Origin of the sequence: Streptomyces sp. NPDC053541, from assembly GCF_044544705.1 — a bacterium.
In the GTDB taxonomy this organism is placed as follows: domain Bacteria; phylum Actinomycetota; class Actinomycetes; order Streptomycetales; family Streptomycetaceae; genus Streptomyces.
On the sequence record NZ_JBITXM010000013.1, the window covers coordinates 297,886 to 315,704 of the forward strand.

Annotated in this window: 17 protein-coding genes; 7 read left to right on the forward strand and 10 right to left on the reverse strand. The window is 73.1% G+C overall.

Features of this window, described 5'->3' with window-relative positions; all coding sequences use genetic code 11:
- Positions 1 to 140: 140 nt before the first annotated feature.
- Together ACIGW2_RS31975 and ACIGW2_RS31980 are read left to right on the forward strand one after the other, a co-directional pair.
- Positions 141 to 2,231, forward strand: a complete 2,091-nt coding sequence (locus ACIGW2_RS31975; protein WP_399847508.1) for a hypothetical protein — start codon at positions 141 to 143, stop codon at positions 2,229 to 2,231.
- Between the two features lie 4 nt (positions 2,232 to 2,235).
- Positions 2,236 to 3,789, forward strand: coding sequence for an ABC transporter substrate-binding protein (locus tag ACIGW2_RS31980; protein ID WP_399847509.1), 1,554 nt, complete (start codon positions 2,236 to 2,238; stop codon positions 3,787 to 3,789).
- Positions 3,790 to 3,837: 48 nt separating this feature from the next.
- Here the strand turns inward: ACIGW2_RS31980 and ACIGW2_RS31985 are convergent, their stop codons facing one another.
- From ACIGW2_RS31985 to hemL, 8 genes are all read right to left on the reverse strand, one after another.
- A complete protein-coding gene (locus tag ACIGW2_RS31985; protein WP_391654795.1) occupies positions 3,838 to 4,368 on the reverse strand; it encodes an SRPBCC domain-containing protein in 531 nt (176 codons plus the stop codon).
- A 37-nt stretch (positions 4,369 to 4,405) separates the two neighbouring features.
- Positions 4,406 to 5,494, reverse strand: coding sequence for a c-type cytochrome biogenesis protein CcsB (ccsB, locus tag ACIGW2_RS31990; protein ID WP_399847512.1), 1,089 nt, complete (start codon positions 5,492 to 5,494; stop codon positions 4,406 to 4,408).
- Positions 5,491 to 7,284: a cytochrome c biogenesis protein ResB gene (locus ACIGW2_RS31995; RefSeq protein ID WP_399847514.1), complete on the reverse strand. Its 1,794-nt coding sequence runs from the start codon at positions 7,282 to 7,284 to the stop codon at positions 5,491 to 5,493. The genes ccsB and ACIGW2_RS31995 overlap by 4 nt, the downstream gene beginning before the upstream one ends.
- Before the next feature lie 8 nt (positions 7,285 to 7,292).
- Positions 7,293 to 8,036, reverse strand: a complete 744-nt coding sequence (locus ACIGW2_RS32000; protein ID WP_391654798.1) for a cytochrome c biogenesis CcdA family protein — start codon at positions 8,034 to 8,036, stop codon at positions 7,293 to 7,295.
- A gap of 13 nt (positions 8,037 to 8,049) precedes the next feature.
- Complete coding sequence (locus ACIGW2_RS32005; protein WP_356064749.1) at positions 8,050 to 8,655, reverse strand: TlpA disulfide reductase family protein; 606 nt, start codon at positions 8,653 to 8,655, stop codon at positions 8,050 to 8,052.
- A gap of 90 nt (positions 8,656 to 8,745) precedes the next feature.
- On the reverse strand, positions 8,746 to 9,999 hold the full coding sequence (locus ACIGW2_RS32010; protein WP_391654799.1) for a hypothetical protein: 1,254 nt from the start codon (positions 9,997 to 9,999) through the stop codon (positions 8,746 to 8,748).
- A gap of 177 nt (positions 10,000 to 10,176) precedes the next feature.
- A complete protein-coding gene (locus ACIGW2_RS32015) occupies positions 10,177 to 10,881 on the reverse strand; it encodes a histidine phosphatase family protein (protein ID WP_399847516.1) in 705 nt (234 codons plus the stop codon).
- Entirely contained in the window at positions 10,878 to 12,185 is a 1,308-nt protein-coding gene (gene hemL, locus ACIGW2_RS32020) for a glutamate-1-semialdehyde 2,1-aminomutase (RefSeq protein WP_392174424.1), read from the reverse strand. The genes ACIGW2_RS32015 and hemL overlap by 4 nt, the downstream gene beginning before the upstream one ends.
- A 604-nt stretch (positions 12,186 to 12,789) precedes the next feature.
- Here hemL and ACIGW2_RS32025 point away from each other — a divergent pair.
- Entirely contained in the window at positions 12,790 to 13,311 is a 522-nt protein-coding gene (locus ACIGW2_RS32025) for a hypothetical protein (RefSeq protein ID WP_391654801.1), read from the forward strand.
- Positions 13,312 to 13,496: 185 nt separating this feature from the next.
- The gene (locus tag ACIGW2_RS32030; protein WP_361589003.1) at positions 13,497 to 13,886 is read left to right on the forward strand and encodes a MerR family transcriptional regulator; all 390 of its coding nucleotides are present in this window, start codon (positions 13,497 to 13,499) and stop codon (positions 13,884 to 13,886) included.
- 25 nt (positions 13,887 to 13,911) lie between these two features.
- Here the strand turns inward: ACIGW2_RS32030 and ACIGW2_RS32035 are convergent, their stop codons facing one another.
- Complete coding sequence (locus tag ACIGW2_RS32035; protein WP_399847519.1) at positions 13,912 to 14,838, reverse strand: ABC transporter substrate-binding protein; 927 nt, start codon at positions 14,836 to 14,838, stop codon at positions 13,912 to 13,914.
- A gap of 120 nt (positions 14,839 to 14,958) precedes the next feature.
- Between ACIGW2_RS32035 and ACIGW2_RS32040 the strand changes: the two genes are divergently transcribed.
- Complete coding sequence (locus ACIGW2_RS32040) at positions 14,959 to 15,900, forward strand: DUF6597 domain-containing transcriptional factor (protein ID WP_399847521.1); 942 nt, start codon at positions 14,959 to 14,961, stop codon at positions 15,898 to 15,900.
- 68 nt (positions 15,901 to 15,968) lie between these two features.
- Positions 15,969 to 16,565 (forward strand): GNAT family N-acetyltransferase, encoded by a 597-nt coding sequence (locus ACIGW2_RS32045; protein WP_399847522.1) that lies wholly within the window; start codon positions 15,969 to 15,971, stop codon positions 16,563 to 16,565.
- Here ACIGW2_RS32045 and ACIGW2_RS32050 read toward each other — a convergent pair.
- Positions 16,549 to 16,989 carry a GNAT family N-acetyltransferase gene (locus tag ACIGW2_RS32050; RefSeq protein WP_361588872.1) on the reverse strand — a complete coding sequence of 147 codons (441 nt, stop codon included), beginning with the start codon at positions 16,987 to 16,989 and terminating at the stop codon, positions 16,549 to 16,551. The genes ACIGW2_RS32045 and ACIGW2_RS32050 overlap by 17 nt on opposite strands.
- An 81-nt stretch (positions 16,990 to 17,070) precedes the next feature.
- Here ACIGW2_RS32050 and ACIGW2_RS32055 point away from each other — a divergent pair, with 81 nt between their 5' ends.
- Positions 17,071 to 17,814, forward strand: coding sequence for a Mut7-C RNAse domain-containing protein (locus ACIGW2_RS32055; protein WP_399847526.1), 744 nt, complete (start codon positions 17,071 to 17,073; stop codon positions 17,812 to 17,814).
- Positions 17,815 to 17,819 lie beyond the last annotated feature (5 nt).

Below are 17,819 nucleotides of genomic sequence, written 5' to 3' on the forward strand. Positions count from 1 at the left end.
ACTTCCGCTCTCGCCCCGCCCGTGCCCGTACCGTGCCCCGATCGGGATCCCGAAACCTCTGGCTCTCCGTCAACTCGGCGTCGATAATTCGGACTTGAAGATGTGACGGGGCACGTCTGGTGGGATGCGGGGGGTGTCGGTTGGCAAGGGACCTGTACGGCCGCGAGGCGGTGCTCCAGCGCACGGGGCTCGCCGCGCGCCTGATCGGGCTCGGCGGCGAGGAGCTCGCCCGGGTGCCGTACGAGCACGGCGACGACCCGCCGGTCGTCGTCTTCACCGGCGGGCGCGGCATGGGCAAGACCGCGCTGCTCAAGCAGCTCCGCGACACCTACAAGGGCGCCACGCCGCTCGCCCTGCTCGACTGCGACCGGATCGAGCCGCCCGCCGACCACGGCCCCGGCTGGACCGAGGTGACCGGCGCGCTCGCCGAGTTGGCGGTGCAGCTGGCGCCGCGGGTGACCGGCGCGAAGGCCGTGCAGTTCCCGCGGCTCTCGCTCGGCCTGGTCGCCGTCGCGTCGGTCGGCTGGTCCCGGGAGGACGAGGAGCGGGCCCAGCGGGACCTCCAGCGGCTCGGGCCGGTGCTCTCCACCGTCGACGCCACCAAGGGCGCGGCCGCCAACTGGGTCACCAAGGTGCTCACCAAGCTCGCCGCCACCTTCGCCGAGACCGCCGCCCCGCTCGCCGGACTGCTCGCCGAGGCCACCGTCGAGACCGTCCTGGAGGAGGTCTTCGGCCGGATGCAGCAGAAGTCCGAGGGCTGGTACGGGAGTTACCGCAACGCCGGCGGACGCGGCAAGGCCGGGCTCCAGCAGCTCGCCATCGACTTCGAGCAGGGCGGCCGGCGCCGCCGCGAGGCCGAGGGCTTCCTCGTCGGCGCCCTCGTGGAGGACCTCGGCCAGGCCTACCGCGGCCTCACCCGGGTCGGCACCCGGCGCGGCCGGCCCGTCGTGCTGCTCGACAACGCGCACGGCGAGCTGGGCCGCCGGCTCGTCGAACCGATCCTGCGGGCCCGCCACGAGGGCCGCCGCGACAAGCTCGTGGTGCTCGCCGCCTCCCGGGTCCGCGAACACGAGGGCCTGCGGCACGCCCACCGCATGAAACTGCCCGAGACCGCGCACCGGGCGCCCGCCCCGCGCGGCGAGGACGTCACCTCCGGCATCCTCGCGGTCGAGCTCACCCCGCTCTCCCCGGGCCAGACCCAGGCCGCCTTCGACCGGCTCGACCCGTCCGGCCGCACCCCCGCCGACCTGGCCCGCGGGGTGCACCGGCTGACCGGCGGCCGCCCGCTCGGGGTGCTCCTGCTCGGCCGGGCAGCCGCCGAGGCGCCACGCGCCGAACGCCCCCACCTCACCCCCGGCGCGCTGCTCGACCTGACCGTCGAGCTGCGCGAGGACGCGCACCCGGTGCCGGTCGCGCCGACCCTGCTCGCGGCCCTGCTGCCGCAGCCCCGCCTGGAGCCCTTCACCGTGCTCGCCGCCGCGCACGACGAGGAGTCCGCCCGGCTGCTCGCCCGCACCCGGCTGCGGGCCGAGAACCGGGACGGCGACATGGCGCTGCTCGTCCGCGACCGGCTGCGCGCCGAGGACTGGGCGGAGGGCCCCGAGCACTTCGTCGCCGACCCGCTGCTGCGCGCCCTGCTGCTGCACCGGCTGCGCTTCGAGGACGCCGACCATCCGCGGCACGCGGCCTGGCGCGCGGTGCACGAGACCCTGCACCGGCACTACGGGCGGGACGGGGCGCCCGCCGCCGAGCTGCCCTACCGCCTGTTCCACGAGCTCGCCCTGGGGCGCGCCGAGGACGCGGTGACCCATCTGCGGACCACCTTCCCCGAGCCGGACGTGCTCGGCTGGCTGGGCCGGCTGCGGTTCGTGGCCTCGGCCCCGTACCCGCGCGAGGCCGGGGCCGGCGGTCCCGACCCGCGCCGGGCCGCCGCGCTCGGCCGCCCCGCGCCGGACGGCCGGCCCGTCCCGCTGCCCGAGGGCCTGGACGCCGAGGCGACCGCCCTGCACCTGTCCGTACGACGCCTGCTGCACGCCCTGTGGCTGCTGACCGATCCGCTGGCGCTGCCCGACGAGGAGGTGACCGAGAAGCTGGCGCACGAGCTGCGGCAGCTGTCCGGGCGCCACCTCACCGGCAACAGCCCGCTGTGGGACGCGGCCACCCACTGGCCCAGGGACATTCACGCCTGGCGGCGGCCCTCGCTGCCGCCGGGCCGCGAGGACGGAGTCTGAGGCGATGACCGACCGGCCGCACCACCGCGACAGTTTCCTCGCCCGCCATCTCTACACCCCGAGACAGCGGTTCTTCGCCGCCCTGCTCGCCCTGCTCGTCATCGGGCTGCCGCTGGGCTGGGCGATCAAGACCTGGACCACCCCGGAGAACCGTTCCTGTGCGACCGGGGTGGAGCGCCCCGAGGGCTCCGCCGAGTGCATCGGCGTCAACGGCGACGGCTTCGCCTTCCGCGTCCCCGAACTCGCCGGGATCGCCGGCCTGATCGGGCGCGAGAACGCCACCCTGAAGCCCGGCGAGTACGCCACCGTCGCCGTGCTGCTGCCGCTCACCTCCCCCGACCCGGGCATGCGGGTCAAGGTGCTGCACGAGCTCCAGGGCGCCTACGCCCGCCAGCACCGGGCCAACCACGAGTCCAACAGCGAGACCCCGAAGATCCGCCTCGTGCTCGCCAACACCGGCAGGAACAACGCCCACTGGCGCACCACCGTCGATCTCCTGAAGGGCATGACCGACGCCCCCGACCACCTGCGCGCGGTCACCGGCGTCGCCACCTCCTCCACCGAGGTCCGCCAGGCCGTCACCGCCCTCACCCGGGAGGCCGGCCTCGCCGTCGTCGGCACCACCATCACCGCCGACGACATCGCCAACGGCCCCGGCCACAACCGCTTCCCCGGCCTCGCCCGGGTCTCCCCCACCAACGGCGACGAGGCCAAGGCCCTCGCCCACTTCGGCAAGGTCGACGGCGCCAAGGCGATCCTCGTCCAGGACACCCGCACCGGCGACCACTACACCGACACCCTCAAGGCGGCCTTCGCCGCGTCCCTGAAGGGCGCCCCCTACGAGCCGCAGGTCTTCACCTCGCCGCCCGACCCCACCGACGAGGGCACCACCGCCAACAAGTTCCGCCAGATCACCCACCTCATCTGCGACACCCGCGCCGAGACGGTCTTCTTCGCCGGCCGGCACACACAGCTGCGGCAGTTCATCAACGCGCTCGGCTCCCGCGGCTGCGCCGAGCGCTCCTTCACCATCCTCACCGGCGACGAGGGCTCCTACCTGGGCGCCGACGAGAAGCTCGACCGGCGCGCCCTCAAGGCCCGGCTGACCGTGCGCTACGCCTCGCTCGCGCACCCCGACGCCTGGCGGCCCGCGCCGGGCCGGCCGGTGCCGGCGACGGGCGGGTCGACGGTCGCGTACGACACCTTCCTGGCCGACATCGCGCGCGCGGACGAGAAGCCGGTGGCGCTCGCGGACGGGCAGGCGATCGTCGCGTACGACGCGATGGCGACCGCCGTCCACGCGATCCGCCAGGCCACTCCGGACGGCGCGGCCCTCCCGGAGCTCGACGACGTGGCCACCCAGTGGCCGCAGGTGAAGGGCTCGCTGCGGGTGCAGGGCGCGAGCGGCTGGATCTGCCTGGACAACTTCGGCAACCCGTACAACAAGGCGGTCCCGATCGTGGAGCTCACCGGGGACGGCACCCAGCGCTTCGTGGCGACGGCCTGGCCGGAGGGCGCCCCGCCGGCCGCGAGCTGCCTCCCGCCACGGCGGGGGTGACCGTACGGGCACGGGGTGCGGGCCGGGGCGCGGGGTACGGGCCGGGTGCTACGGCTCCCACTTGGGCCAGGGCGCCTCGTCCCGCTCGTACAGCTCGCGCAGCTCGCGCCACCGCTCGGGCGTCCAGTCGCGCCAGTCGGTGGGGTGCCCGTCCAGGGCCGCCACCAGCCGCTCCAGGTGGTCGTGCCAGCCGGCCAGCATGTCGAGGCGGGCCTCCTTGGAGCCGCTGAACTCGGCCGTGAAACGCAGCACGGTCGACCCGTCGTGGTCCGGGCCCGGCTCCAGGTGGAAGCGGATCCGGCCGTGCGGCGGATCGACCGTGTATTCGGCGACGTACTCGGGGTCCCAGGCGGTGACCCGCCCGGAGACCTCGGTGTCGCTGTTGAGCCAGCGGAGCGTGACCCGGCCGCCGAGCCGGGGCTCCAGGGGGTCGGCGGCGCACAGCCAGGCCGGCAGCCCCTCGGGGGTGGCGACGGCGGCCCACACCGCGATCGGCGGGTGCCTCAGTTCGACCACGTAGCGCAGCAGGTGGGTGCCGCCTTCGTGGGTCTCGCTCCGGCCCCGGGGTATCTCGCTCATACCTCCAGCGTGGCCCCGGGGCCGGGCGTCCGCTAGCTCACACGCCCGCGTAGGAGTGCTTGCTGCTCACGAAGATGTTCACGCCGTAGTAGTTGAAGAGGAAGCAGCCGAAGGCGATGAGCGCGATGTACGCGGCCTTGCGGCCCTTCCAGCCGGCGGTGGCGCGGGCGTGCAGGTAGGCCGCGTAGCCGACCCAGGTGATGAAGGACCAGACCTCCTTGGCGTCCCAGCCCCAGTAGCGGCCCCAGGCGTCGCCGGCCCAGATCGCGCCCGCGATGATCGTGAAGGTCCACAGCGGGAAGATCGCCGCGTTGACCCGGTAGGCGAACTTGTCCAGGGAGGCCGCGGCGGGCAGCCGCTCCAGGACGGAGCGGGCGAAGGAGCCGGGGTTGCCGCCGGTCGCGAGCTTGTTCTCGTACGCGTCGCGGAACAGGTACAGCAGGGTGGCGACGGCGCCCAGGTAGAACACGGCGCCGCAGAAGATCGCGGTGGAGACGTGGATCCACAGCCAGTACGAGTGCAGGGCCGGCACCAGCTGGTCGCTGTCGGTGTAGAGCCAGGTGGTGGCCACGCCGAGGTCGAGCAGCACGGTGGTGACCAGCGGCAGGCCGATCCAGCGCACGTTCTTGCGGGCCGCGAGGAAGCCGAGGTACGCGCCGGTCGCCACCGTGGAGAAGGTGATCGAGAACTCGTACATGTTGCCCCAGGGGGCGCGCTGCACGGAGAGCGCACGGCTGATCACGCCGGCCGCCTCGATGAGGAAGGCGAGTGCGGTCAGCGAGACCGCGATCCGGCCGTAGAGGTCGCCCTTGACGGTGCCGCCGGCCGCGCCGGGGCCGTCGGGCACGTCGCGGGTGCCGGCGGCGGAGCGGGTGACGACCTGCGGCCGGTCGAGCACGGCGGTGGTGCCGCCCTTGCGGACCTGGACGGCCGGGGCGGCGGCGGTCTGCCGCGCTCCGGCGTTCTGGGTGAGCGCGGCGGCGGTGCGGCCGACCTTGCTGCGGCTGCCGAGGACCCACTCGGCGATGTGGGCCAGGAAGGCGAGGGTGTAGACGGCCATGGACGAGTAGACGAGCGTGTTGCTCATCTGTGCCAGGCTCTCGTTGGTCGCGGCGGCGAGGATCACTTCTCAGGCCCTTCGGACTCTTCGGCAGGTTCTTCTGCGGATGCTTCCGCGGCTTCGGCTTCGGCTTCGGCTTCGGGCGTGGCTTCGGCTTCGGGCGCGGCCTCGGCCTCGGTTTCGGGCGCGGCCTGGGCTTCGGCCTCGGGCGCGGTCGGCGCCCGGTCGTGGAGGGCGGCGGCCAGCCGGGCCAGCTCCTCGGGGACCTTGGCGGACTCGCTGCGGCCGAGGCTCGCCATCTCGACGACGGTGACGCCGTCGGCGCCGCGGACCGCGCGGACCCAGACCCGGCGGCGCTGGATGAACAGCGAGCCGGCCAGGCCGCCGATGGCGGCGATCGCGCCGGCGAGCGCGAGGCCGTTGCCGGGCTGCTGGGAGATCTGGAAGCTGGCCCACTCCTTGATCTCCTTCTCGAAGGTGATCGAGCCGGCGCCGTCGGGCAGCGTCATGGTCTCGCCGGGCAGCAGCCGGTTGGCCTTGCCGGTGCCGCCGGCGACCGCGAACTGCTTCATCTTCGAGGTGTCGAGCTGGTACACGTTCTGCGGCAGGCCGGAGTTGACCCGCAGGTCGCCGTGATAGCCGGTGAGCGCCATCACGGGGAAGTCGAGCGCCGGGAACTGGGAGAACATCGTGCCCTTGCCGGCGCCGGCGAAGGTCGGCACGAAGAAGGCCTGGAAGCCGAGCTGTTCCTTCTTGCCGTTCTTGTCGCGGTAGCCGTCCATCACCTTGATCGCGCCGGTGGAGGTGAGGTTGTTGTCCATCGGCAGCAGCGGCACGGCGCCCTGGTAGACGAGCTTGCCGCGGCCGTCGCGGACGGTGACGACCGGGGCGTAGCCGTGGGCGATCAGATAGACCTTGGAGCCGCCGACCTTGAGCGGTTCGTTGACCCGGATCGAGGTCTTCTTCGGGGTGCCGCCGGGCTCCGAGTAGGTGACGTCGGCCTCGAAGGTGCGCGGGGTGCCGCGCTGCGGGCCGTCCTTCTCGTAGGTGCCGGTGAACTTGTCCAGGGTGAAGCTGAACGGGGGCAGCTCGTCGGAGCCGAACCAGGAGCCGGACTTGAAGTCGTCGTACTGGGTGAGCGTGTTGGAGAAGCCGTCGCCCTCGACGATCAGCTTGCCGCCCTCGGACTTGAGGAGCTGGCCGAGCGCGAAGGCCACCAGCATGACGATGAGCGCGACGTGGAAGAGGAGGTTGCCGGCCTCGCGCAGATAGCCCTTCTCGGCGGCGACGGCGTCACCGGCGACGTGGGCGCGGAAGCGGTGGCCGCGCAGGATGCCGAGGGCGGCCTCGCGGACCTCCTCGGGCGCGGCCTCGGTGCGCCAGGTGGTGTGCGCGGGCAGTCGGGTGAGGCGCTTGGGGGCGGCCGGCGGGCGGCCGCGCAGCTGGCCGACGAACTGCCAGGTGCGGGGCAGGATGCAGCCGATGAGCGAGACGAACAGCAGGATGTAGATCGCGGAGAACCACACCGAGCTGTAGACGTCGAAGAGCTGGAGCTTCTCGTAGAGCGGGGTGAGCGTCTCGTGGGCTTCCTTGAACTGCGCGACCTTGAACTCGTCCGCGCTGTTCTGCGGGATGAGCGAGCCGGGCACGGCGCCCAGGGACAGCAGGAAGAGCAGGATCAGGGCGACCCGCATGGAGGTCAGCTGTCGCCAGAACCAGCGGATCCAGCCGACGACGCCGAGGGCCGGGCCGCCGACGACGCCGTCGGAGCCGTCCTCGCGGGGTGCGGTGGACAGCCGCTGCCCGGCCTCGTCGAGGCCGGGCTCGGGCTGGGGTGTCGTGTCGGTCTTGCTCATCGGAACTCTCAGATCCCCACCGTGAAACCGTTGGACCAGCTCTGCATCGTGGAGACCATGCTGTCCCACGCACCTGTGAGGAGCAGCACGCCGGTCACGATCATCATGCCGCCGCCGATCCGCATCACCCAGGCGTAGTGCTTCTTCACCCAGGTGAACGCGCCGAGCGCCTTGCGGAAGGCGATGGCGGTGAGGATGAAGGGGAGGCCGAGGCCGACGCAGTACGCGAAGGTCAGCAGCGCCCCGCGGCCGGCGCTGGCCTGGTTGGCGGCGAGCACGTTGACGGCCGCCAGGGTGGGGCCGATGCACGGGGTCCAGCCGATGCCGAAGAGCGCGCCGAGCAGCGGCGCGCCGGCGAGTCCGGCGACCGGCTTCTTGTGGAAGCGGAACTCGCGCTGGGTGAGCCAGGGCATGAGGCCCAGGAAGAAGACGCCCATGAGGATCATGAGGACGCCGAGGACGTCGGACAGGATGCCCCGGTAGGACTGGAGCGACCAGCCGAAGAAGCCGAAGAGCGCGCCGCTGGAGACGAAGACGGCGGAGAAGCCGAGGACGAAGAGGGCGGCGCCCGCGGTCATCCGGCCGCGCCGGGCCTCGCCGAGGTCGGTGCCGGTGACGCCGGTCACGTAGCTCAGGTAGCCGGGCACGAGCGGCAGGACGCACGGCGAGAAGAAGGAGACCAGCCCGCCGAGGACCGCGATCGGCAGCGCGAGCAGCAGGGCGCCGCTCAGCACCGTCTGGTTGGGATCCATGTCCGCTACCTCGTCACTTCTCGGCGACGAGCGGTTCGATCATGGAGCGGAGCTTGGCCTCGTCGAGGGCCATCAGGGCCCGCGCGGCGATCTTTCCGTCCTTGTCGAGGACGATGGTGGTCGGGATGCCCTGCGGGTTCAGGGTGCCCTTGGGAAATCCGCTGAGGATCAGTTCACCGCGCGGATCGTAGAGGCTGGGGTAGGTGATCCCGTGTTCCTCTTCGAAAGTGACGGCGGGCTGCTTGTTGAAATCGCGGGTGTTGATCCCGACGAACTGAACGCCCTTGTCCGCCAGGTCGCCGGAGACCTTGACGAAATGCTTCGCCTCGGCGCGGCAGGGGCCGCACCAGGAGCCCCAGAGATTGAGGACGACGACCTTGCCCTTGAAATCGGCGACGTCGAGCCGCTTGCCTTCGAGGGTCTCGCCGGCGAGCTTGCCGGGCGCGACCCGCTCGCTCTTGGCGACGGCCTCGACACCCCCCGTGCTCCTGACGAAGTTGGTGCCTCCGCCGCCTCCGGACTTGCCGTTGTTGTCCGAGCTGCAGGCGGTGAGCGCGAGCGCGGCGGCCAGGATTCCGGCCGTCAGCAGGGTGCGGCGGGGCGCGCGTCCATGACTCATGTGAAAAGTTTCGCATGGGCGATTCGGGGATCTTGGGCACCCCCCTGGGTGCCCGTAAAGCCCCTTGTCAGGAAAACCTAAGCGGCGGCGTCAGACGGCCTTGAGGAATGTGTTCCAGCCGCCCGCCGGGGACTGGCCGACTTCCAGGGTACGCAGGCGGGCGAGGATCTTGGGATCCTGCACGTCCAGCCAGTCGGTGAACTGGCGGAAGGAGACGAGCCGCACGTCCTTCTTGCCGGCCATTCCCTTCAGCGCCTCCTCGACGGCGTCCATGTAGATGCCGCCGTTCCACTGTTCGAAGTGGTTGCCGACGAAGAAGGGCGCGCGGTTGGTCTCGTAGGCGCGGCGGAAGCCGCTGAGATACGCCTCGGTGGCCTGCTTGCGCCAGCCGGGGTAGCGCGAGGGCATGCCCTTGGTCGAGTTCTTCGACTGGTTGGCGAGCATGTTGTAGTCCATCGACAGGACCTCGAAGGAGTGCCCGGGGAAGGGCACGGCCTGGAGCGGCAGGTCCCACACGCCGCCGCGCTTGACCGGCCACATCTGGCGGCCGCCGGGCGAGCTGGCGTCGTAGCGCCAGCCGAGGCGCTGGGCGGTGGGCAGCAGGTTGTCCTGGCCGAGCAGGCAGGGGGTGCGGCCGCCGACGAGCTCCTTGGTGTAGTCGAAGGGCAGCGGCGGCAGGTCGGTCCAGCCGGTGTGGGTCTTCCACTTGGTGACGAAGCCGACGGCCTGGTCGATCTCGTTCTGCCACTGCGCCGGGGTCCAGTGGGCGACGGAGCCGGAGCCGCCGCAGAAGTGCCCGTTGAAGTGGGTGCCGATCTCGTGTCCGTCGAGCCAGGCCTGGCGGACGTTCTTCAGCGTCTCCTTGATGTGGTCGTCGGTCAGGTAGCCGATGTCGGAGGCGCCGACCCGGTTGTTCGGCGGGCGGTAGAGGTCCTTCTTGGACTCGGGCAGCAGATAGAGGCCGGAGAGGAAGAAGGTCATCGCCGCGTCGTGGTTCCTGGCGAGTTCGAGGAAGCGCGGGAAGAGGCCGTTGCCGACCTCGCCGGCGCCGTCCCAGGAGAAGATCACGAACTGCGGCGGGGTCTGGCCGGGTTCGAGCGGCACGGGGGCGTCGGGCTGGTGGGGCTGCTTTCCGGTGTCGGCGGTGGAACCGTCGCCGATGAGCCGGCCGTCGTCCCGGGTGGGCGTGCCGGAGGGCTCCGGGGCGCCCGTGACGTCCCCGCCCTTGCCGGGTCCGGAACGTCCCGTGTCGTCCTTGTCGTTGCCGGTGCAGGCAGCCAGTCCCAGTGCGGCGGCGGCACCGACTCCCGCCCCGAGCAGACTCCTCCGATTGATCCCGCGCATGACATCCCCATTCGCGCTGACGTAAGACCTGAATGCCTGAACGTCATCCAAACCGACAATGAGTGAGATGACGGGAGGAACACGGAGGTTCCGGGAAATCGCACAAATTTCAGGGCGGCCGAACGACGTTCCGTCGTCCGACCGCCCTGAGGGTGTACCGCTCGCGCGGCCCGGCGTCTACGCGCCGAAGGCCTTCGCCTTGCCCGGCACCGGCTTCGCGCCCGCGCGCAGGTGCACGGGGACCAGGTCCAGGGCGGGCTCGCTGTAGCCCACCGAGACGATCTTGTCGCCCTTGTACGTGAACGTGGTCAGCGAGGCCAGCGTGCACTGCCGGCGCCGCGGGTCGTGCCACAGCCGGCGCTTCTCCACGAAGCTGCGCACGATCCAGATCGGCAGCTGGTGGCTCACGCACACCGCCTCGTGGCCGCGCGCCGCGTCCTTCGCCGCGTCCAGGGCGCCCATCATGCGGACGACCTGCTCGACGTAGGGCTCGCCCCAGGACGGCTTGAACGGGTTGGTGAGGTGCTTCCAGTTGCCCGGCTTCTTCAGCGCGCCGTCGCCGACGCCGAAGGTCTTGCCCTCGAAGACGTTCGCCGCCTCGATCAGGCGCTCGTCGGTGGCCAGGCTCAGCCCGTGCGTCTTGGCGATCGGCGTCGCCGTCTCCTGCGCCCGCTCCAGCGGGGAGGCCACGACATGGGTGATGTCCCGGTCGGCCAGGTGCTCGGCGATCCGGTCGGCCATCCGCCGGCCCAGCTCGGACAGGTGGTAGCCGGCCCGGCGCCCGTAGAGCACGCCGTCCGGGTTGTGCACCTCGCCGTGCCGCATCAGGTGGACGACGGTGATCTCCTCGTCGCTCTTCGGCCGGCTCGTCGCGTCGCTCATGCGGTGGCCTCCGCGGCGGCGCGGGCGGCGGCGGGCAGCGCGGCGGCGATCCGCTCGACGGCCCGCTCGTCGTGCGCGGTCGACACGAACCAGGACTCGAAGGCCGACGGCGGCAGGTAGACGCCGTCCGCGAGCATCGAGTGGAAGAAGGCGTTGAAGCGGAAGGCCTCCTGCTTCTTGGCGTCCTCGTAGTCGCGGACCTCGCCGTCGGTGAAGAACACCGAGAACATGTTGGACGCGGTCTGCAGCCGGTGCGCCACGCCCTCCTTCGTCAGCGCGTCCGTGACCAGGCCCTGGATCTCCTTCGAGACCGCGTCGACCTTCTCGTACGCGGCGGCGTCGAGCAGCCGCAGCTGCGCGAGGCCGGCGGCGGTGGCGACCGGGTTCCCGGACAGCGTGCCCGCCTGGTAGACCGGGCCCGCCGGGGCCAGGTGGCCCATGACGTCCGCGCGGCCGCCGAAGGCCGCCGCCGGGAAGCCGCCGCCCATGACCTTGCCGAAGGTCATCAGGTCCGGCTTCACGCCGTCCACGCCGTACCAGCCGGCCCGGCTGGTACGGAAGCCGGTCATCACCTCGTCGGAGATGTACAGCGCGCCGTTCTTCGCGCAGGCGTCCTTGAGCGCCTGGTTGAAGCCGGGCAGCGGCGGGACGACGCCCATGTTGCCCGGGGAGGCCTCGGTGATCACACAGGCGATCTCGCCCGGGTACCGGTGGAAGGCCTCGTGCACGGCCTCGATGTCGTTGTACGGCAGGACGATGGTGTCGCCGGCCTGCGCGCCGGTCACACCGGGCGTGTCGGGCAGGCCGAAGGTGGCGACGCCGGAGCCGGCCGCGGCGAGCAGCGCGTCCACGTGCCCGTGGTAGCAGCCGGCGAACTTGACGACCTTCGCGCGGCCGGTGAAGCCGCGGGCCAGCCGGATCGCCGACATCGTCGCCTCGGTGCCGGAGGACACCAGGCGCACCTGCTCGACCGGCTCGATCCGGGCCACGATCTCCTCGGCGAGCGCGACCTCGCCCTCGCCCGGGGTGCCGAAGGAGGTGCCGCGCGCCACGGCCGCCTGCACGGCCGCCGTCACCTCGGGGTGCGCGTGGCCGAGGATCATCGGTCCCCACGAGCAGACGAGGTCGACGTACTCGCGCCCGTCCGCGTCGGTGAGGTACGGACCGGTACCGGACACCATGAACCGGGGCGTTCCCCCCACGGCCCGGAAGGCCCGCACCGGCGAGTTCACGCCGCCGGGCGTCACAAGGGAGGCGCGGTCGAAAAGCGTCTGTGAGACTGGGGCTTCGTATGAGTACGGCACTGTGATCCTGACCTGATCCTGACCTGCGAGGACGACGTCGAGTACGGGGGGACGGTGTGGGCACCCTGTGAATTACGCCGGGGCGTGTCTCCCTCGCGTCTGCGAAACTGGGGCGTCATAAGGATGGCTCACGGAATCCATGGTGTCAGAGGCCACGGCGATCTTGCGGACAGGTGTTTCACCGTACGACCGTGGGGGAGGTCACTGTCACGATGATCGGGCCGCGCGCTCAGACCGCGGCCCGGAACAGCAGTCGGGTGGAGATATGCATCGCGGTGGCGGACCGGGCGAGGGGACGGACGACCTGGGTCCCGAGCCTGTCCGGAGGGGGAGGCACCGGCGCCGGCGGACGGAGGAGCCGCGGGCCAACGAGCCGAGGACGGGCGGCGAGCCCGCGCGTCCCGCGGAGCCGGGCGACCGTCCCTCCGCGAGCGCTGCCCCTTCGCCGTCCCCTTCTCCCTCCCCTTCACCGTCTTCACCGTCCCCTTCCCCGGCGCCCGAGCGGGCCCAGCCGGCCGCGGACGAGTCCCGGCTCGGCCGGGCCCGGGCCCGGCGCGCCGCCCGCGCCCGCGAGGCCGGCCCGGGCGAGGGCAAGGTGACGCCGGTGCGCGGCGGTGCCGACGGCGGCACGGACGGCGGCGGCCTGGACGGCGCCGGGCACGGGCCCGGCGGGAACGGGGGCGGTCGCTTGGGCGTCACGTACAAGTACTTCGGCGCCCCCGACGGCGCGACGGCGGCCCGCGTCCCGATCTCGATGCGCCCCGAGGAGCTGGGCGGCGACGAGCTCGGCATGGGCGGCATGTTCACCAAGATCAAGCCGGAGACCATAGCCGCGATGGTCCTCACCGGCATCCAGGGCATGCCCCTGCACAAGGTGCCCCCGCTGGAACTGGTCGTCCTCCACCCCGACTACGCGGTCGTCAAGCTGCCGATGACCGTGGTGGACCCGCTGCGCGGCATCGGCGAGGAGTCCGTGGGCGCCGCCGCCTTCATCTGGTCCACGGTGCCCGACCGCGGCGGCCCGCAGGACGCGTTCAACGTCTACCGGCTCCTGCACGAGTGGCAGGACTTCAGCCACCGCCTCCACGAGGCGGGACACCAGCCGTACTGCCTCGTGTGGCCGTAGGGGCGTCTCGCCGGGTACGGCTCCGCCGGACGCCCTAGTGACGGGCGTTTCATCACGCTTCCCGCGTACATAAGTGCTGAAGTTAGGACGAATCGGATGTAATGCGCGGAAGTCGCGCCTGCCCGCGCCCCGGACGAGGGGCCCCGGAGGAAGGACCCGATGTGCTCAGCAGCCCCGTGCGCCCCATGAAGATCGGTGAGGTAGCGGCCCGGACCGAGCTGTCCCTGCGCACCATCCGCCAGTACGAGGACAGCGGCCTGGTCGTCCCGTCCGCGGCCTCCGAGGGCGGCTTCCCGCTCTACACCGACGCCGACGTCGCCCGGCTGATGGTGATCCGCCGGATGAAGCCGCTCGGCTTCACGCTCGACGAGACCCGCGAACTGCTCGACGCCGTCGACCGGCTCGCCGCCGACGCCCCGGACACCCCGCACGAGCTCGACCCCGCCACCCGCGACGCCCTCCTCGCCCGCGTCCGCGGCTACGAACGGGCCGCGGCCGAACGCGTCGCGGAACTGCGCGCCCAGCTGGCCCGCGCGGAGGAGTTCGCGGCCTCCCTGCGGGCGCGCCTGCCGTAGCGGGAGGCCCCGGGGCCGGCCGGGATCAGGACGCCGGCTCCTCCAGGGCGGCCGTCAGGTCCCGGAAGAAGCGCACGAAGGCCGCCGGGCTCGGCGGGGTCTCCGGGTTCCAGGAGGCGAGGCGGGCGCCCGGAGGGACCCGATGGGGCGGCACCGCGTTCGCCCGGCTGTCGAAGAGCACCAGGTCGGGAGCGAGCCCGAGGGCGTACTCCCAGTCGGTGGTCAGCCAGTTCGCGCCCGGACCCGGACCCGGGTCGAGCAGCCGGACCCCCAGCTCGGCGAGACGGGCCAGCTCCGGCCAGGCCTGCGGCCGGGCCAGGTGCACCTGCTCGGGGCCCGCGCCCGAGAGCGCGAGGACCCGAAGCCCCGTACGCCCCGCGGCGGCCCGCAGCGCGGCCTCCGCGTCCGCCACCCGCCCGCCGGCGCCGGCGCCCGGCCCGCCGGGCAGCGCCCCGGACAGCGCCCCGGCCAGCTCCGTGAAGCGGGCCACGATCGCCGGGAGCGGCAGCTGGTTGCCGACCGACAGGGCGACCAGCGGCGCGCCCAGCTCCTCCGCGAGCGCCTCGTCCAGCGCGTACGGGGCCTTGCCGTCGTACGTCACGTCCACCACCAGGTCCACGCCGCCGGGCCCGCACAGCTCGCGCACCCGCGCCGCGGTCAGCGTCCGCCCCGGCCCCAGGTACGGCACCCCGGCCGCCGCGAGCCCGCCCGCCTTCACCGGGTCAAGGAGCTCCCCGTCGTGCCCGGAGCCGTAGACGGCCACCGGCCGCACGCCCAGGTCGAGCAGCGCCGCCCCGGCCCGTACGTACGCGAGGACCCGCTCCGGGCGGCCCGCGGCCGTCGGCGCGGCGCCCCGGTCGTCCGTGAAGGCCCAGCCCCCACCGGCCGATCCGGTCCCGCCCGTGTCCGTGTTCGCGTCCGTACCCGTGCCCGTGTCCGTGGCGTCCGACATGCGGCTGCTCCCTCCCCGGCCGGAAATCTCGGTCCCCGCCACCTTGGGACGGTTCCCGGACCCGCACAAGAGGGCCTCGGGCGGGGTGCCGGGCCGGGGGGCGGCGCTTAGCATGCGGGCATGACGGGACCGGAGACGGAGACGGAGACGGGGGCGGGGGCGGGGACGCGGCGGGACACCCGGGGGATCGTCGACGCCGCCGAGCTGCTGAGCCGGGTCCGCTTCCGGCGCCATCTGCCGGCGCCCGAGCTCCGGCCGTATCTGGAGCACTACTGGCTGATCGACTGGGACCTGACGGAGCCTTACGTCTCCCAGGTGGTCCCGCACCCCTCCGTGAACGTGGTGTTCGAACGCGGGGTCCGTCCGGGCGGCGGGGCCGCGGACGCCCCCTCCGTGGTGGACTCCGCGGTGGTCTCGGGCGTCGGCCTGGAGCTGTTCACCCGGGAGCTGACCGGCACGGGGCGGGTCTGCGGGGCGCAGTTCCGGCCCGGCGGTTTCCGCCCGTTCGCCCCCGGGTGGCCGGTGTCGCACTGGACCGGCCGGATCGCGCCACTGGAGGAGGCCTTCCCGGAGCCGGAGGCCGGGCCGGAGTCGGAGCCCGGGTCGGGGGCGGGGCCGGGGTCCGAAGGCCGGGTCACGCGTGTGGTGGCGCCCGACGGCGACCACGCGCGCGTGGCGGCGCTCGACGCCTTCCTGCTGGCCCGCGGCCCGGACCCGGACCCGGCGGCGCGGGAGGCGATGGCCCTGGTGGAGCTGGTCCGCACGGACCGGGCGATGCGCCGGGTGTCCGCGCTGGCCCGGGCGGCCGGGCTGTCGCCGCGCTCGCTCCAGCGCCTCTTCGCGTCCCACGTGGGCGTGGGCCCGAAGTGGGTCATCCTCCGCTACCGCATCCACGAGGCCCTGGAACGCACCGAGTACGGGGACGGCTCCCCCGGCACCCCGGACTGGGCCGGGCTCGCCGCCGACCTCGGCTACAGCGACCAGGCCCATCTCGTACGGGACTTCACGGCCACGGTCGGGGTGCCGCCGACCGCGTACGCGCGGGCGCTCTCCGCGGCCTGAGCCGCGTGGGAGCGGCGTGGGAGCGGCGTGGGAGCGGCTTTGTCAGTGGCCGGTCCTAGGGTGCGGTCATGGTGACGAACGGCGGTGCGGGGACGGGTGCGCGTGCGGGGACGGGTGCGGGTGCGGGGGTGCGGCTGGTCCCGTGGTCGGACGCGGACGCGGGGCTGCTGCGCGCGGTGAACGCGCCGGAGCTGATGGGCCATCTGGGCGGCCCGGAGAGCGAGGAGAAGCTCGTCGCCCGCCAGCGGCGGTACGTGGAGCTGAGCGCCGCCGCCGACCGGCCCGGTTGCATGTTCCGGGTCGAGGTGCTGCCGGAGGGCCGTGCGGCGGGCTCGATCGGCTTCTGGGAGACGTCCTGGGAGGGCGAGCCGGCGTACGAGACGGGCTGGACGGTCCTGCCCGGGTTCCAGGGCCGGGGCGTGGCCACGGCCGCGACGCTCGCGGTGATCGCGAAGGCCCGGGCGGAGGGCCGGTTCGGCGCGCTGTTCGCCTTCCCGTCGGTCGACAACGGGCCGTCGAACGCGGTGTGCCGCAAGGCCGGTTTCACCCTGCTCGGGGAGCGGGACCTCGAGTATCCGCCGGGCCGCCCGATGCGGTGCAACGCGTGGCGGCTCGACCTGGCACGGCGGGCGGCGCCGGGCGGGGGTGTCACGGCAGGGGCTTGAGCTCCCGGGTGAAGTGGAAGGCGACGATGTCGAAGCGTTCGCGCAGGTAGAAGCGGTGGGCCCCGGTGCGGTGGGTGCCGGAGTCCAGGTTGAGCTCGTAGCAGCCGGCCGCGCGGGCGTGGCCCTCCAGGTGGGCGATCATCGCGTGCCCGACGCCGCCGGAGCGCGCGTTCCCGGCGGTCACCAGGTCGTCCACGTACAGCTTCTTCAGCGAGCTGGTGTTGACGACGATCCGCCATCCGGCGGCGCCGACGCAGGTGCCGTCGTCGGCGTAGGCGGCGCTGAAGCGCAGGCCCTGGGCGTGGCCGGTGGCGTAGACGTCGTGGAACAGCTCGGGCGTGAGGTGCGGGCGCAGTTCGCGCAGCACGGGCAGCAGCTCGGTCTCCAGGCGCGGGTCGCCCGGCTCCAGGTCGATGATCTTCATGCCCGGACCGTACCGCGGTGCCGGCCCGCGGCGGGGGGAATTGCCTGGCAGGGCCGGTGCGGGCGGTGCCATCCTGGCTGCGTGAACGGACCGGAGATCCAGATCGCCTTCGCCCCCGAACTGCGCCTCTTCGTCGCGGCGGAGCGCCGCGCCGGGCGCACGGCCGTGACCACGGACGGCGCCTCCTCGCTCGGGCACGTCGTGGAGTCGCTCGGCGTGCCGCTGACCGAAGCGGGGCGGCTGCTGGTGGACGGGCGTCCGGTGGAGCCCTCGCACGTGCCGGCGGCCGGCGAGACGGTCGAGGTCGAGGGGGTGGAGCGGCCCCAGCCGGTGCCGGGCGCGCCGCTCCGCTTCCTGCTGGACGTGCACCTGGGGACGCTGGCCCGCCGGCTGCGGCTGCTCGGCGTCGACGCGGCGTACGAGAGCGAGGACATCGGCGACCCGGCGCTGGCCGCGCTGTCCGCGAAGGAGCGGCGGGTGATGCTGTCCCGGGACCGCGGGCTGCTGCGCCGCCGCGAGCTGTGGGCGGGGGCCTACGTCTACAGCGACCGGCCGGAGGCCCAACTGCGGGACGTCCTGGAGCGTTTCGCGCCGCCGCTCGCGCCGTGGACCCGCTGCACGGCGTGCAACGGTCCGCTGACGGAGACGGACAAGGACGCGGTGCGCGAGCGGCTGGAGAAGGGCACGGAGAACACGTACGACGTGTTCGCGCAGTGCACCGCGTGCGGCAGGGTCTACTGGCGGGGCGCCCATCACGCGCGCCTGGAGGCGATCGTGTCGGACGCGGTCCGCGAGTTCGGCGGGGCGTCGGCGCCCCGGGGCTGATCCGT

Coding starts and splice junctions, on each gene's coding strand:
- ACIGW2_RS31980 (WP_399847509.1), top strand. CDS start 2,236: ATGACCGACCGGCCGCACCACCGCGACAGTTTCCTCGCCCGCCATCTC.
- ACIGW2_RS31985 (WP_391654795.1), bottom strand. CDS start 4,368: ATGAGCGAGATACCCCGGGGCCGGAGCGAGACCCACGAAGGCGGCACC.
- ACIGW2_RS31995 (WP_399847514.1), bottom strand. CDS start 7,284: ATGAGCAAGACCGACACGACACCCCAGCCCGAGCCCGGCCTCGACGAG.
- ACIGW2_RS32000 (WP_391654798.1), bottom strand. CDS start 8,036: ATGGATCCCAACCAGACGGTGCTGAGCGGCGCCCTGCTGCTCGCGCTG.
- ACIGW2_RS32005 (WP_356064749.1), bottom strand. CDS start 8,655: ATGAGTCATGGACGCGCGCCCCGCCGCACCCTGCTGACGGCCGGAATC.
- ACIGW2_RS32010 (WP_391654799.1), bottom strand. CDS start 9,999: ATGCGCGGGATCAATCGGAGGAGTCTGCTCGGGGCGGGAGTCGGTGCC.
- ACIGW2_RS32015 (WP_399847516.1), bottom strand. CDS start 10,881: ATGAGCGACGCGACGAGCCGGCCGAAGAGCGACGAGGAGATCACCGTC.
- ACIGW2_RS32030 (WP_361589003.1), top strand. CDS start 13,497: ATGAAGATCGGTGAGGTAGCGGCCCGGACCGAGCTGTCCCTGCGCACC.
- ACIGW2_RS32035 (WP_399847519.1), bottom strand. CDS start 14,838: ATGTCGGACGCCACGGACACGGGCACGGGTACGGACGCGAACACGGAC.
- ACIGW2_RS32040 (WP_399847521.1), top strand. CDS start 14,959: ATGACGGGACCGGAGACGGAGACGGAGACGGGGGCGGGGGCGGGGACG.
- ACIGW2_RS32045 (WP_399847522.1), top strand. CDS start 15,969: ATGGTGACGAACGGCGGTGCGGGGACGGGTGCGCGTGCGGGGACGGGT.
- ACIGW2_RS32050 (WP_361588872.1), bottom strand. CDS start 16,989: ATGAAGATCATCGACCTGGAGCCGGGCGACCCGCGCCTGGAGACCGAG.